This window comes from Nonomuraea cypriaca (genome assembly GCF_015645445.1).
Classification (GTDB): Bacteria; Actinomycetota; Actinomycetes; order Streptosporangiales; family Streptosporangiaceae; genus Nonomuraea; species Nonomuraea cypriaca.
In genome coordinates this window covers 1-14,468 of record NZ_JADOGI010000251.1, presented here as the reverse complement: position 1 = coordinate 14,468, position 14,468 = coordinate 1, and the positions used below count along the sequence as shown (strand labels likewise).

At 67.2% G+C, this 14,468-nt stretch carries 11 protein-coding genes and 1 pseudogene; 4 read left to right on the top strand and 8 right to left on the bottom strand.

From position 1 onward, the window contains the following. Positions 1 to 1,199: 1,199 nt before the first annotated feature. Positions 1,200 to 4,397, top strand: a complete 3,198-nt coding sequence (locus ITP53_RS46775) for a Tn3 family transposase (RefSeq protein ID WP_195901932.1) — start codon at positions 1,200 to 1,202, stop codon at positions 4,395 to 4,397. A gap of 330 nt (positions 4,398 to 4,727) precedes the next feature. On the opposite strand, the gene ITP53_RS46770 is transcribed toward ITP53_RS46775, so the two are convergent. Further along, positions 4,728 to 5,192, bottom strand: coding sequence for a MarR family winged helix-turn-helix transcriptional regulator (locus tag ITP53_RS46770; RefSeq protein ID WP_195901931.1), 465 nt, complete (start codon positions 5,190 to 5,192; stop codon positions 4,728 to 4,730). Positions 5,193 to 5,249: 57 nt separating this feature from the next. Here ITP53_RS46770 and ITP53_RS46765 point away from each other — a divergent pair, with 57 nt between their 5' ends. From ITP53_RS46765 to ITP53_RS46755, 3 genes are all read left to right on the top strand, one after another. Beyond that, complete coding sequence (locus ITP53_RS46765) at positions 5,250 to 5,594, top strand: VOC family protein (protein ID WP_195901930.1); 345 nt, start codon at positions 5,250 to 5,252, stop codon at positions 5,592 to 5,594. After that, positions 5,591 to 6,811: an MFS transporter gene (locus ITP53_RS46760; RefSeq protein WP_195901929.1), complete on the top strand. Its 1,221-nt coding sequence runs from the start codon at positions 5,591 to 5,593 to the stop codon at positions 6,809 to 6,811. Before ITP53_RS46765 ends, ITP53_RS46760 begins: the two co-directional genes overlap by 4 nt. Positions 6,812 to 7,325: 514 nt before the next feature. Then, on the top strand, positions 7,326 to 8,267 hold the full coding sequence (locus ITP53_RS46755; RefSeq protein ID WP_195901928.1) for a tyrosine-type recombinase/integrase: 942 nt from the start codon (positions 7,326 to 7,328) through the stop codon (positions 8,265 to 8,267). A 203-nt stretch (positions 8,268 to 8,470) separates the two neighbouring features. Here the strand turns inward: ITP53_RS46755 and ITP53_RS46750 are convergent, their stop codons facing one another. From ITP53_RS46750 to ITP53_RS59815, 7 genes and pseudogenes are all read right to left on the bottom strand, one after another. Beyond that, on the bottom strand, positions 8,471 to 9,022 hold the full coding sequence (locus ITP53_RS46750) for a tyrosine-type recombinase/integrase (protein ID WP_236051970.1): 552 nt from the start codon (positions 9,020 to 9,022) through the stop codon (positions 8,471 to 8,473). A 282-nt stretch (positions 9,023 to 9,304) separates the two neighbouring features. Continuing rightward, positions 9,305 to 9,709 (bottom strand): type II toxin-antitoxin system PemK/MazF family toxin, encoded by a 405-nt coding sequence (locus ITP53_RS46740; protein ID WP_195901927.1) that lies wholly within the window; start codon positions 9,707 to 9,709, stop codon positions 9,305 to 9,307. A 261-nt stretch (positions 9,710 to 9,970) separates the two neighbouring features. After that, positions 9,971 to 10,189, bottom strand: a complete 219-nt coding sequence (locus tag ITP53_RS56560) for a hypothetical protein (RefSeq protein WP_207757405.1) — start codon at positions 10,187 to 10,189, stop codon at positions 9,971 to 9,973. 624 nt (positions 10,190 to 10,813) lie between these two features. Then, the gene (locus ITP53_RS46730) at positions 10,814 to 11,260 is read right to left on the bottom strand and encodes a hypothetical protein (protein ID WP_195901926.1); all 447 of its coding nucleotides are present in this window, start codon (positions 11,258 to 11,260) and stop codon (positions 10,814 to 10,816) included. An 8-nt stretch (positions 11,261 to 11,268) separates the two neighbouring features. Beyond that, positions 11,269 to 11,508: pseudogene (locus tag ITP53_RS46725) on the bottom strand (Tn3 family transposase); the annotation flags it as partial. 139 nt (positions 11,509 to 11,647) lie between these two features. Next, entirely contained in the window at positions 11,648 to 13,972 is a 2,325-nt protein-coding gene (locus tag ITP53_RS60750) for a tyrosine-type recombinase/integrase (RefSeq protein WP_207757404.1), read from the bottom strand. Positions 13,973 to 14,070: 98 nt separating this feature from the next. Beyond that, positions 14,071 to 14,388 carry a tyrosine-type recombinase/integrase gene (locus ITP53_RS59815; protein WP_328818029.1) on the bottom strand — a complete coding sequence of 106 codons (318 nt, stop codon included), beginning with the start codon at positions 14,386 to 14,388 and terminating at the stop codon, positions 14,071 to 14,073. Positions 14,389 to 14,468: the final 80 nt, after the last annotated feature.

Genomic DNA, 14,468 nt, shown 5'->3' with positions numbered 1-14,468 from the left:
CACTGCACCTGGCATCGGTGTTCGGCCTCGACCCCAAGACCGCGATCCGTTACACCGAAAACGCCCGAGCGCTTCTGGTGACCGCAGCCGAGCAGCAAGATCCCGCCGGTTCCCGCGAACTCAAGGGGCAGAACCGTCCATAGAGCGTGAAGCTCCATGAGTTCATCCTGAGGACCCTTCAGTTCGCATGAACTCTGGGACTTCTCGGGGGTCAGAGAGATTTGGAACGGAATCCGGCGTTAACGGGGTTCCCGCTGGTCAGCGAGCCGAGCCTTTCCCCGCCTCCGAACGTGGCCCGCGCCGGATTCCGTTCGATCTTCACATCCAGTGTTGATCGCGGAAGCTATGCCTCCCTGCGTGGCTACCTCGCTCTACGGGTGGTGGCCTGGGCGGACGAGGGACTCCCGGGTGCTGTGGGGGGCTGCTTCGAAGAAGACGTCGATCGGTGGGCGCCTCGCCGGAGACAACCTGCTGTGGCTCCGGACTGCTGCAAGGGTCTCAATCTCGACTTCACAATTTCGCTGGCCACTTCATCTCCGTTTCATTGGTGAAGCGGAGAGGAACTGCTGGGTGCAGATTCTCTAGGCCGTTCGGGTGGTGCCGCGACTCGCCGGTTTTGATCAGGCTCTCCTCGGGACTGACGGTGTAGTTACTGGCCTTCAGCGATCTGGTTGACGAGGCGCTGGAGGAACCGTTCAAGGCAAGCTCACCGTCCCCAACAGGGTCGAGATCGCCGCGTGAGCATGGCGGACGGGCATCGTCACCGGGGGAGCCGAGTCAGTCCTGCATGGCTTCGGTGAAGAACTCCGGGTGGTGCCAGCAGATCGTGGGCGCGGAACAGAACGGCGTGCTCGACGCCCATGGCCTTGCCGCTCATCGCGGTGAAGGGGCCCCGGGACTCTACTGACGGGTAGCTACGCTAAGGACGGACCCCGGTAAGAAATAACGCCTGAGTTCCCAGCCGTCTCTACCGCCCCGGATGCCGCAGGGGGGCAGACCAAGTACGAGAGAAAGGGGCAGTGTCCCTCCCCCTCGGAGGGGGGTCAGCCCACATAAGCCCAAAACCCACATTGAGCTGATCTTGAAAGGTTGAGCGGGTGGGTTTGATGAAGCTGTGATCTTCTTCGCCTGTTGTGTGCGTGTTCGTCTCGCTACGGTGTGGCTCGTCCGTTGGCGGGTTGAGCCGGGAGGCACGTGCGGTGACGTCGGTCGAGCGGACCGCCTATAGGGTGTTCCCGCGCTTGATGATGACCCGCGAGTTGTACCTCTTCTACTCCCCCTCGCAGGAGGAGATGGCGTGGGCGCGGGAGAAGACCGACACCGATGAGCACCTGCTGGCGTTGACGCTCGCGCTGAAGTGTTTTCAGCGGCTGGGCCGCTTTGCCAAGGCTCGCGAGGTGCCGCCTGTGGTGGTGGAGCACGTACGACGCTGCCTGGAGCTGGGCGAGGACATCGCGCCGGTGTATGCCTCGCCGCGTACGGCGGAGTCGCATCGGGTGCTGGTGCGGCGCCGGGAGGGGGTGGCGTACGTGCCGGGCAAGGCTCGCAAGATCGCGGCCAAGGCGATGACCCGGGCGGCGTGGGTGAAGAACCATCCGCCGGATCTGATCAACGTGGCGTTGGAGCGATTGGCCCAGGCACGGTTGGAGCTGCCGGCGTTCTCCACGCTGGATGCCATGGAGTCGACGATCCGCGGTCGGGTCAACGGGCAGATCTTCCAGACGATCTGGCGGCGGTTGGGCGCCCAGGACCGTGCCCGGATCGAGGCGTTGCTGGTGGTCGGGCCGGGCGGTAAGAGTGATCTGGACCGGTTGAAGAAGCCGGCGCGGCGGGTGAGCTGGTCGAAGTTCAAACAGCAGGCCGCTCACCTGGCGTGGGTGGAGGGATTGTGCGACACCGAGGCGGTGCTGGAGGGCATCGCCGCCTCGAAGATCGCCGATTTCGCCGGGGAGGCCGATGCGGCCGACGCCGACGTGCTGGCCCGGAGCTACACCGTCGACGCCAAGCGGGTCGCGTTGTTGGTGTGCCTGGTGCACACCGCCCAGGCGCGGGCGCGTGATGATCTCGCCGAGATGTTGTGCAAGCGCATGGCGGCCACCGCCAAGAAGGCCAAGGCCAAACTGGAGGAGATCCACCTGCGGCAGCGGCAGGTGGTGGAGAGCTTGATCCTCACCTACCGGGGGGTGCTGCAGGGCCTGGTGCCGGGCGGGCCGGTGGAGGCCGCCGAGGCCGCGGCCGCGCAGATGGTGATGATGGCCCTGACCGCGCTTACCGGCTCCGCTGGTGACGCGGGCACCGAGGCCACCAGCACGGCGGGCGGGGACACCACGCAGCCGGATCAGCGGGCCGGTCTGGAGGCCGCGGTCGAGGTGCTGGTCAAGGCAGTGCGCATGCAGGCGGAGGGGATGGGGTCGGTCCGCCAGGTGGTGGAGCGGGCCGGCGGTGCGAGCGCGCAGCTGGCCGACATCGAGGAGGTGACGGCCTACCAGCACGACAACCACGAGCTGCTCATCCAGCAGTTCTTCAAGGCTGACCGGCCGACCATGCTCGCCCTGGCCGCCGTGCTGCGGTTCAAGGCGACCTCGGCCGACCGCAGCGTGCTGGAGGCTCTGGATCATGCCCTCACCTATTGGGGCAAGACCCGCGACTTCATCCCCGCTCGCGGCGCCGATGGTCGCGGCCTGGATCTGGGGTTCGCCTCGGCCAACTGGCTGCGCGCGATCCGGGACCGAAAGCATCCGGGCATGCTGGTCAAACGGCACTTCGAGGCGATGGTGTTCGCCTACCTGGCCGAGGAGTTACGCACCGGCGATATCGCGGTGGCCGGGGCGGCGGAGTACGGCGACTGGAGCTCCCACCTGCTGACCTTCGATCAGTGCCGGCCCCTGCTGGCGGCCTACTGCGCCGAGGCGGGCCTACCGGCGAACGCGGCTGAGTTCGTGGCCGAGCTGAAGGAGCGCCACCGCCAGGCCGCCGAGCACCTGGACGCCGGCTACGCCGACAACGAGGACCTGACCTTCGCCAAGGACGGCACCCCGACGCTCAAGCGGCTGGCCGGCGTCGGCACCACCGCGACCGCGGCCAAACTGGGGGCGGAAATCAAGGCACGGATGCCCGAGCGCACACTGATCGAGATCGTCTCGCGCACCGCGTACTGGCTGGGCTGGCACCGCCACTTCGGACCCGCCTCCGGCCACGACCCGAAGCTGAAGAAGCCGCAGGACCGCTACGTGCTGACGACGTTCGCGTGCGGGTCGAACATGGGCCCGGCCGAGGCGGCCCGGCACATCGAGGGGATCACCGCGCATGAGATCTCGCTGGCCAAGAACCGGCACATCAGCCTGGCCAAGCTGAACAAGGCGATCACCGATGTGGTCAACGCCTTCGCTCAGCTGGACGTGGTGAAGGCCTGGGGGGATGGCAGCAGCGTGGGCACCGATGGCACGCAGGTCGACACCTACATCGACAACCTGCTGGCCGAGACCTCGATCCGATATGGGGGCTTTGGTGGCATTGCCTACCATTATGTATCGGATAACTACATTGCCCTGTTTTCCAGATTTGTGCCCTGTGGGGCGTGGGAGGCGATCTACATCATCGACGGGCTGCTCGCCAACGCCTCCGAGGTCCAGCCCAAGACCGTGCACGCTGATACCCAGGGCCAGTCCTTCCCCGTCTTCACTCTCGCGCACCTGTTCGGGTTCGATCTGATGCCGCGCATCCGCAACTGGAAGGGCCTGACCTTCTTCCAGCACGCCGACCAGGTCGCCTACCAGCACATCGACGCCCTGTTCCGCAGCGAGAGCGGCACCCGCAACGTGATCGACTGGGAACTGGTGGAGAAGATGTGGCCCGACCTCATGCGGGTGGCGATCTCCATCCGCGAGGGCAGACTCAACTCCGTCACCCTGCTGCGCCGGCTCGGCTCCCACTCCCGCAAGAACGAGATCTACAAGGCGTTCCGGGAGGTCGGCCGCAGCGTGCGCACCGTGGCGCTGCTGCGCTTCCTCGCCGACCCCGCGCTGCGCAGGCGCATCACCGCGGTCACCAACAAAGTCGAGGGGTTCAACGGATTCTCCGCCTGGCTGCGCTTCGGCAACGACGGCGTCATCGCCGACAACGACCCAGCCGAGCAGGAAAAGATGATCAAATTCAACTCCCTGCTGGCGAACTGCGTGATCTTCCATACGGCGCTGGACATGATGGAGGTGATGCGCCTGCTGCTGGCCGAGGGCTGGGAGATCAGCGCCGAAGACGTCGCGCAGCTGTCGCCCTACCTGACCGCGCACATCAGCCGGTTCGGCCTGTACGCCACCGACGTGCTGCGGCTACGCCCCGACGACTTCGACCCCGACCTGCCCGAGATCGACTTCACCACCCTGGCCGAGGCGGCGTAGCAAGGCCACCTTGCGGGCTGAAGGGTTCGATCTCGATGGTCTTGTCGATCGGTGTGGGCGACACCAGACAAGGTGTCGGTAGCGGCTGATATGACCGGCGGACGGAGCGCTGGGCAGGCCAGTGAGGATCTCGTTGGCCTCGGCCATGTTGCGGGCGAACCGGTCGAACGTGGTCACGGTGAAGACGCTGCCCTCCCACGCGGCGGCGAGGGACCTGGTTGGCCGTGCCGGTGCCGTACGACACCGAATGCCGATCACTTCGACACCGCCCAAGATCCGGGGCGGGGCGTGTCGGCGAGTTTCGACACCGGGTGCGTGACGTTCTGGTTCTCAGGGCTGTGTGACGGGCTGGTTTGCGATCGCAGAGGCTGCGCAGGAGGCAAGGTCCTCGCGTAGCCGGCGCTGCCGCTCCTGCGACAACGGCGCGAAGATCTGCCGTTCGACGGCGCGCACGGCGACACTGGCCTCGCGCAGCGTCGATTGTCCGGCTGGGGTGAGCTCGGTTGGCAGTGCACGCCCGTGAGCGGCGTGAGCAGGCCGGGTGAGCAGGCCCCGCTCTTGTAGCCGGCGAAGGACGACGTTCATCGACTGGCGCGTGACGAAGGCGCGGCGGGCGAGTTCGGAGTTGGACAGTCCCGGATGCTGGCCGAGCAGTTCGAGGCATGCGTATTGGGCAACGGTGAGACCCAGTGGGCGCAGCACTTCATCCATCGCGGTGTGCAGTGAGGCTTGCACCTGCTTGAGGACGTAGCCCACCGACTGGTCAAGGTCGCCAACGGCCTCTTCTTGCGTCATGTCAGGAGTATGACATAGTTGTATGTCAGAAGCACTGACATACAGAAGGGATGGGCTATGAGTGGTCAGGTCACCTACTTTGAGCTGCCGAGCAGGGACATCGAAGCAACCCAGCGGTTCTGGGGCTCGCTGTTCGCTTGGACGTTCTATGAGGGCAACTTCCCGGGTTACTCGATGATCCAGGGGCCCGAGCCTATGGGCGGAGCGCCGCACGATGATTCGTCACGACACCCGCGCATCTTCTTCGCCGTCGACGACATCACCGCCGCTGTCGCTCGGGTGCGCGAACTTGGTGGCACGGCAGAAGATCCGGTCACCATCCCGTCTGGCGCCTACGCCCACTGCAAGGATGATCAGGGCGTGGAGTTCAGCCTGTCCCAGCAGGCCGGACGTCAGGATTGACTCGCACCGAGACCACCGGGTCAGGGCCGAAGGGGTCCGGTCACCTCCTCAGGCCGCTACTTCCGCTGGCGCTGGCCGCCTTCGCGGTCGGCACCGACGCGTTCGTGATGGCCGGTCTCCTGCCGGCCATTGCCGCCGACCTTGAGGTAGGGCTGCCGGCCGCTGGCCAGCTGGTGACCGTGTTCGCGTTGACGCTGGCTGTCGCTGCGCCGGTACTGAGTTGGCTGTTGAGCCCACTGGATCGTCGCAGGGCCTTGCAGCTGGCGCTGATCGTGTTCGTCGTCGGCAACGTCGTGACCGCGCTCAGCCCGACCTACCTGTTGGCGTGGCTGGCCCGGGTTCTCACCGCGGTCGGGGCGGCCACCATCACGGCCACCGCGTCGAGCGCGGCTGTCGCGATCACGCCTGCTGAACGGCGGGGGCGTGCCATGGCGCTGGTCATCGGTGGGCTGACCTTGTCAACCGCGCTGGGCATGCCTCTCGGCAACTTGATCGGCAGCGTCGACTGGCGCCTCACGCTCTGGGCCGTCGCGGCCCTGGGCGTCGTTGCCGCGATCGGCATCTCGGTAGCGTTGCCCAAGGTTACGCTCCCGGCGACAAGCCTGACGGCCCGCCTGGCCCCGCTGCGCCAGCCCAAGGTGCTCACCATTCTGGTCGTGACCCTGCTGGTGATGGCCGGACACTATGCCGTCTACACCTACATCGGAGCCGTGACCGCGGGCGCCACGACCGGATCCTTTCCCCAGGCCATCACCATGATCCTGTTCGTCTGGGGCGTCGGGGTCCTGGTCGGCAACTTCCTCGGTGGTCATCTCGCCGACAACCTTCCGGGACGCGGGATCGCGCTCGCAGCACTAGCCGGCGGCACTGTGCTGCTCGCGATCAGCCCACTCGCAGTCAGCCACCTGGTTGTTGCGTGCGTATGGGCCGCGATCTGGGGCACAACTGACGGGATGGTCTCCGTCGTGCAGCAACACCGGCTGGTGATCCTCGCACCCGCCTCGGCACCAGTTCTCCTTGGCCTCAACTCCTCCGCGATCTACCTCGGAGTCGCGATGGGTGGTGGACTTGGCGGTCTGGCTCAAGACTGGCTGCCGGTCACCATGCTCGGCGTTCCCGCTGCCGTCCTGGCACTGCTCGCCACCACCATCACCCTCGCCGAGGGGAGAATCGACACGGTGAAGACCGCAGTCAGGGCAGCCGAGAACCGCCGCTGACGCAGCCAACGGGCTGTCCATAACGCCAATGGATTAAGACCGGCAGGGGTGGAACCGTTCGCCGCGATCCGGCGCGATGCCCAGTCAGGTCTGTCGAACCGTGCGCTACCACGCAAGCACGGCCCCGGGTATCACACGATCGCCGCTGCGTTGAACTCGGAGCAACCCGAGCCACGTTGCGCGGGGGCTGGTGTTCCGGTTGAGGATCCCCTTACGGAACACCAGCTCACCCTCCACCCTTCACGCCCGTCTCCCTCACGAGATCACGGCGCTCTCGCACTCCCGAAAGCCGTAGTTGAGCACACCGAGTTGAGAACCCCATGCCGCCCACGTGTCGGCGCGCCCCTCCGTAGAATCACCCTTCATGTACGTGATAATCATCTATTATCACGTACATGAGCGATCATGACCGTCCACCGACCAGGCGATCCGCCTGGTCGGCCGCTGCGCGACTCCGGCACGTTATCCGGTACATCGCTCGGGCCGGAACAGCGCTCACCGCCGGGCGGCCGGCATGAGCTCGGCGCCGAAGGTCGCCGCCCTGCGCGGCGGGTACATCACCCTCGCCGAGGCCGCCGACGCCTTCCTCGCCACCTCGCGCACGGCCAATCCCAACACCCACCGCGCCTACGCCTCGGCCATCGACCGCGTCACCGCGCTGCTCGGCCGCGAGCGGCCGCTCGCCGAAGTCGCCGACGCCGAGATCGGCACCGTACTCGCCGAGTTGTGGGGCGCGAGCGCGCCGGCGACCTGGAACCGCAACCGCGCCGCCATCGCCTCCTGGCTGGCCTGGTGCCACGCCAAGAAGCACTGGGCCGCTCCGTCGGTCCCGGCTGACGCCGAACGCCGCAAGGAGAGCGCCGACGAGACCCGCGCGGTCGCGAAAACCACCATCCACCGGCTGCCGTCGCGCCGCGACATCCCCCTGCGGGAGCGGGCGCTGTGGCGGATGCTTTATGAGACCGCCGCCCGGGCCTCCGAGATCCTGGCGCTGAACGTCGAGGACCTCGACCTGGAGCACCGCCGCGCCCCCGTCCGGTCCAAAGGTGGCGCCGTCGAGTGGGTGTACTGGGACAGTGGCACCGCCCACCTGCTGCCTCGCCTGCTCCGGCTGCCTGACGGCACCTCACGTACCCACGGCCCGTTGTTCCTGTCCGAACGGCGCCCCGTCCCGGCCCGCCGCCCGGCCGCCGCCGATATCTGCCCGCGCACCGGCCGCGCCCGCCTCGGCTACGACCGCGCCCGCGTCCTGCTGGAGAAGTACGCCGGGCTCGACCTGCACCAGCTGCGCCACAGCGCCGCCACCCACCTCGGCGAGGCCGAAGTGCCGCTGCAGCTCATCATGGGCAAGACCCGGCACAAGAACCCCCGCACCGCCATGCGCTACGTCAAGCCCGGCGCCGAAGCCATCGCCAAGGTCACCGAGGTCCTGGCACCCCGCCGCCGTACCCACTGATCAGCGACTTCTCCTAGGCGAGCCGAGGACACTGCCCCCTTTCTCTCGTACTTGGTCTAGCCCCGCCCACGTGGTCTGCCTCCCTACATCAACCCCTTGCCGCGCCAGTGCCGTCTCCTCCGACGAGCGAGCCGCTCGCCTCAAGATCATCCCAATGTGGGTTTTGGGCTTATGTGGGCTGACCCCCTCGGAGAGGTTGCTGATCAGTGGGTACGGCGGCGGGGCGCGAGGACCTCGGTGACCTTGGCGATGGCTTCGGCTCCGGGTTTGACGTAGCGCATGGCGGTGCGGGGGTTCTTGTGCCGGGTCTTTCCCATGATGAGCTGCAGCGGGATCTCGGCGTCGCCGAGGTGGGTGGCGGCGCTGTGGCGCAGTTGGTGCAGGTCGAGCCCGGGCGGGTCTCGTCGGCGTTCTCCTTGCGGCGTTCGGCCTCGGCCGGGACCGACGGGGCGGCCCAGTGCTTCTTGGTCTGGCACCAGGTCAGCCAGGAGGTGACGGCGGCACGGTTGCGGTTCCAGGTCGCCGGCGCGCTCGCCCCCCCACAGCTCGGCAAGTGCATGGCCGACCTCCGCGTCAGTGACCTCGGCCAGCGGCCGGTCGCGGCCGAGTCGCTCGATGGTGCGGTCGATGGCCGAGGCGTAGGCGCGGTGGGTGTTGGGATTGGCCGTGCGCGAGGTGGCCAGGAAGGCGTCGGCGGCCGCGACGAGGGTGACGCCACCACCGCGCAGGGCGGTGATCTTCGGCGCGGCGTTCATGCCGGCCGCCGCGCAACGTCCATCGCGATGTACCGGATAACGTGCCGGAGTCGCGCACCGTCCCGGGGAGGAGTTCTCCTGGTCGCCGCGCCACCATGATCGCTCATGTACGTGATAATAGATCATTATCACGTACATGAGTATGGCCGGGTAGGCCCGGCGTCGATGGCGAAGGTGTCCCAGTCCTGCCCGATCAGCACGATGCGCCCGCCGGGGGCGAGCATGCGCTGTGCCCCGCCGGCCACGCGAGTGGGTCGTCCAGGACGTGGTTCACTTCTCCGCCTACCTGAGTCCACCGAGACGGAGGGCGTCCCTGATCTCGCTGGCTTTCGCGGTCGTTGCTGGGGTCCACTCCTTCGCCTGCTCCCCGAGGCGGAGGGCATCCTCGATCTCGCTGAGTTTCGCGGAGGACAGGACGCCCGCTTGCTCGATCAGGTCGTCCCGGGACACCGTGGTCAGCCACGTGCAAGGAGTCATGCCTGGACGAGGGAACGCTATCCGCAGCACGCCTTCAAAGGGCAGTCCTTCCCTGGCTCCTACTGCCACTTCGACGCCCAGACCGCTGAGGTCGACGCCCGCCGGAGCGACGACCTGCATCGCCCGGATCCCGGACGCGTCGTCTCCCGACAGCAGGACGACCGGCCGCCGCTCGTCGAACGCGACCCACCAGACTTCGCCACGTTGCACATGTCCTCCTGACACTGGGTGGCAGACCCGGACGGCGGTCAGGGCATGCCTCTTGGGTGACATCGCCGCGCATCGGCGATGCGGTGCCGTGCTCGGTCGATTCTAAGACGAGATACCCCGATCGGCTGTGACATGGTGTGAGGCGCAACGGGTCAAGCCGATATATCGGCAAAAACCGGCCATGAGGGGGACGGTTGTCCTGTGCCACCGAACCTTGAGTGCGTGCCACCGAAGGCTGAGCGGGTCCAGGACGGCCAAGCATCAGTCCCACGAGTTGAAGAGCGTCGCGCCAAGGGTCCCCGGCTGCCAGTGCTTGATCTGCCTCCACTCCGCGGCGGACAGAGCAGCAGTGTCCGCCTCTGTCAGCGGTGACATGAGCAGCGACGCGCTCAAGACGGTGAAGCCGCAGTCGTCGAGGGAGGCCGCCCAGGCGGGTGGGTCCTGGAACCCGTCGGTGTACCAGTAGCGCCGGTCGTCCACGAAGGCGATCAGCGGGTACTGAGCGTGGAACAGCGCAATGTCCGCTCCATCTCGATCGTTGATGGTGGCGCTGTGAAAGTTCTGCGGGTACTGCTGTTCCGCAAAAGTCCCGACCTGCCCGCAGGCGGCCCGGGCTGCGGCGTACCAGGCGGCACGACACGCCCGAGGATCGGTCTCTGGCAGCGGCGGGTCGCTGAAGTGACGGAACCCCGTTGAGCCCCGCTCCAGTCGGAAGGCAATCTGTGGGCTGTCCGCCTTCACCCCCGTCCCGAGAGCGGGCCACTCACACTTCGATGGCACGAACCTACTGGTCGTCAATCTTCAGTGACAACGCTCACTCTTCGCCGTCATAGGACAACGGTGGAGAGCAACGGCGGCCTGGCCGGCGTGGTTTTGTTCGGCAGTTCCGACCGCACCCAACGAATACGCAAGCGGACTCCGCTGACCTTGGCCAACGCCCTGCTTCTCGTCGATGCCTGTGACCCTGAGCCGATGGCGGCGGTCGCTTCTCACGAACGCCGACGCACTCCCTGCCTGCGTCGGTGCGGTCGCAAGTGGCGAACATTCGCGGTCACTTCTCACGAACGAAATCAGTCCCGCACGGGGGCCAGGAACGCCACATACTCACCATGGTTCGTCGCGGGCGGCCAGCCCGTGCTTGGTGACGAGCGCGGCCAACGCGGTGCGCAGCACGGTGATCCGGGCGGCGGCGTCCGTGCCGTAGATCCCGACCGTCACGGTGGTCTCGGTGGCGTGGAAGGTGGTGCGGCGCTGTTCGGCGGCGCTGCGCGCGGCCGCGAGGATCCGGCCGCGCAGCCGCATCGCCTTACGCGGGTCGCCTTCGCGGTCCAGGCCGTCGATGGTCAGGTAGGCCAGGAACAGAGGATCCGGGGCGGTGTCGGTGCTGCCGGGCTCGGGTTCGGCGTCCAGCGCACGCCGCAGTTCGGCACGCTCGGCAGGGGTCAGGGGCCGCCGTCCGAGCAGGTCGGGCCATCCGTCGGAGCGGGACGGCACGGTGAAGCCGGGCCCGGCCCGTGCCGCGTGAGGGCCTGGAGTGGAGTCGTCGCTCACCGGGTGCCCTATTCCTCCGGCTCGTCCTCGACGGCGTTGGGGTCGCGCAGGTCCCGCAGGCGTCCTTCCTCCAGTTGGGGGCGGTGGAAGGGGTAGGAGCCGTGGAAGTTGATGTGCTCGAACAGCAGAGGTGACAGGCGGGCCTTGATCTCACGGCTGATGCCCAGACCGCCGGCCTCCAGCCGGGCGACAGCGGCGTCGATATAGAGGCTGTTCCACCAAGTGATCGCATTCAAGCCGAGGCCGAGGGCACCGAGCTGGTCTTAACCGAAATGATCTTGAAGCTCTCTGGCATGTCGGATGGCGGGAGCAGCTCACGCATCGTGACCGGGAAGAATCTTGGTTCTGTGGTCGCGGTGGGCGTGTCTTCTCGGTGGCGGGATCCCTTCAGGAGTCTGGGCTGGATCGGCCGGCGTCGGGCCGGAAGTCGGGCATGCCGAGATGGACGGTCGTGTGCTTGGCGGCCAGCTGCTGCATGGAGGTGAGTTTCTGTTCGGCTGCGGCGAGGCTGGCCTGGATGGCGGCTACTTCGCCGAGCCAGCCCTGCTCGTTGGCCTCGTTGAGGCGGTCGAGGAGGTTGGTGTGGATCTCCTGCAGGCGGGGCATCTGGGCGGGGTCAGGTAGAAGTTGCGGGCAACGAACGCATGCGTGCTCGTGAGCACATGGGGTTCCGAAGTCGCGGGTGCAGATGCCGAGGGCGACCTTGCGGAGCTCGAAATGGCCGAGGAATTCCTGCCATTCCTCGGGTGTGATGTCCCGGTATTCCTCGCTGGGCCGCAGGGACCGGCGGCGGGCGATGAAGGCCCGGTGGTGGGAGATGACGTCCTCGGGGTAGATCGCGGCGTATCCCATCGTGGTGTCGAGAACCTGGTGACCGGCGATCTTCGCGGCGATGTGCGGTGGGAGACCGGACCGGATGGCGTCGGTCAAGAAGAGCCTTCGGAAGTCGTGCGGGGTGAACCTGAGCGGCTGTCCCGCGACGTCGGTCAGTCCGCTCGCTTCGACCGCCTGGTCCAGGGCCTTCTGCACGTACTTGCGTGAGATCGAGCGCTGCTCGGGCCCGTGCCGCCGCTGGAACAAGAACGGCATCGGCGCGCTCCAGGTCCGTTCCATAGTGTCGTAGGCCGAGACCAAGGGCATGGCGGCTTTCCCTGCCCTGACCCGGTGGATGATCGCGGTCAGCACCTCGCCGAGTTCCGGGGAGACCAGCAGCAGGCGCTCCATGTCGATCTTGGAGGGTGCGACCTGCAACATCGGGACGATCTCGCCGGTGGTCGGCAGGGTGTAGGCGACGAAGCTGTGGTGAGTCAGTTCCAGCATTTCCTCGTGGCGAATGCCGGTCAGTCGCAGGACTTCCACGATCGCCCAGCTCCAGAACACTCGGGTCTCCTCGCTCGCGAGATCGATGCGATGGCCGGTGTCGACGTTCTGGATGTAGACGCATCCGGTTGACCCTCCGCCGCGGCGCAGGTAGGTCTGGCCGTCCAGGACGAACTCGGTGCCCGCGGGGATGCCGCGCCCGGCGGCGAGCCGGCGGACCGCGTCGCGGCGTTCCTGCTCGACGGTGGCGACCAAGGTGGGCAGCACGGGCAGCTGGGTTCGGGTGCGCTGATCCATGTCTGCTTTGCGGCGGCTGCGGGCCTTGACGTGGGAGGTTTCGTTGACTCGGACCGGCGACGGCACCACCCACGGGCCCCAGCGGGCGGGGTCGTCCGCTGCCCAGCGTGCGAGGTCCTGGTAGAAGCACCGGACGGTGTTGAGCACGATGTGGACGTTGATCCGAGGACGGGCGGGGTTGCGGCCTCGGGCAGGGACGACGCTGACGCGCTCCTTCCATGCCGCCGCGGTCGGGGCGTCCAGGCGCAGGGAGCTGATCCCTGGGTTGTGCTGTTCGAGGTCTTTCCAGAACAACAGGCCAAGCGAGCGGGCCATGTCCTCCAAGGTGACGTAGTCGACGTCGACGGTCCGGTCGGTCAGGTAGTCGACCAGCAGGTCCCGGATCGGCTTGAAAGCGATCTCATGCTTGTCGATGAGTTCGGCGGGGCTGAGCTGGCCGATCACCATGACGGCCTTCAGCCTGGGCGGAGCACCTGCTCCGAACACGCCGGTCTCGGCGAGCAGCGCATAGTAGAAGTGCTTGCCGTGCTGACCGGCGCATTGGTGCGCGCCGATCGCATCCTGCAGTTCGACGCAGTCCCCGATCGTGATGTCGCGGATCAGCCCACCCTTGCGGATCATGATCCAGGTGATCCTGTTCAGCGCTTGCGCTCGGTCGGCTACCCCGTGGCGGCCGGTGGCTTCGCAATGAGCTTGGAGGGCGGCGAATCCGTCGGGGTCTGTGGCTCGGCGGAACTGGGCCAGGAGTTGGGCGGGGATCAGCCGCAGGAGCCACCGGTAGTTCGGGCGGAGGACCTGCCCGCCGAGCAGCGGGATCATTCCGCAGGACAGGTCGATCGTGTCGTATTTGCGAGCGCGGTCCCGGGCCGCCAGCCACTCCAGGGGGACTCGTTTCCAGTCCCGTCCGGCCTCTTCGACCCCGCTGGCCAGCCACCGCTCTTGCCAGGTGTCGCCGGGCTGAGCTTCGAGCCAGTCCAACAGCTTGATCAGCCCGCGCTCGCGCGACCTGAGGTTGGCGTCGCTGTTCGCGGAGAACGGCAGTGCCAGGGTCCGCTCGATGATCGCCTCACGCGGCTCGCGGGTCTGCCACCACACCAGGTCAGCGGTTCTTACTTGAGAGTCTGCCGGAACATGGCGATGGTCATTCGCCCACCGGCCGCCATGAGCTGTCGCGAGCTGCAGCAGGTCCGTCGTCACGCCGGATCGCCTCCCAGCGGAGCCGCTCCGAACAGGGTCTGCAGAACCTCCGGCCGATAGCCGGGTGCTGGCGTCCGCGGCAGCACGGCCTGGGAGGCCTGCCTGGCATGATGCGCCAGGACCTGCGGGACGACCTCCGCGACGGTCGGCGCGGTGTAGAGCTCCGTGGTCGTGATGTGAGCGTGCCCAAGGACCCATTGGACGTCAGCGAGGGTCAGATGCGGGTCCGCGAGCATCCGTTTCGCGGCACTGTGCCGGAGATCATGGGTGCGCCGTGAGGCGCTGTGAGTTGAGTGGAGGTGAAAGACCTTCACCGCTGACCCTGTCGCAGCAGGGAGGCGGAGCTGAGGGCAGCCTGATCCGGGTGGTGCCGGGGAGGGTGGGAGCAGCCCTG

What these genes read in the sequence shown, in the direction of transcription:
- ITP53_RS46770 (WP_195901931.1), bottom strand. Translation starts at nt 5,192, where the DNA reads ATGACGCAAGAAGAGGCCGTTGGCGACCTTGACCAGTCGGTGGGCTAC.
- ITP53_RS46765 (WP_195901930.1), top strand. Translation starts at nt 5,250, where the DNA reads ATGAGTGGTCAGGTCACCTACTTTGAGCTGCCGAGCAGGGACATCGAA.
- ITP53_RS46755 (WP_195901928.1), top strand. Translation starts at nt 7,326, where the DNA reads ATGAGCTCGGCGCCGAAGGTCGCCGCCCTGCGCGGCGGGTACATCACC.
- ITP53_RS46750 (WP_236051970.1), bottom strand. Translation starts at nt 9,022, where the DNA reads ATGAACGCCGCGCCGAAGATCACCGCCCTGCGCGGTGGTGGCGTCACC.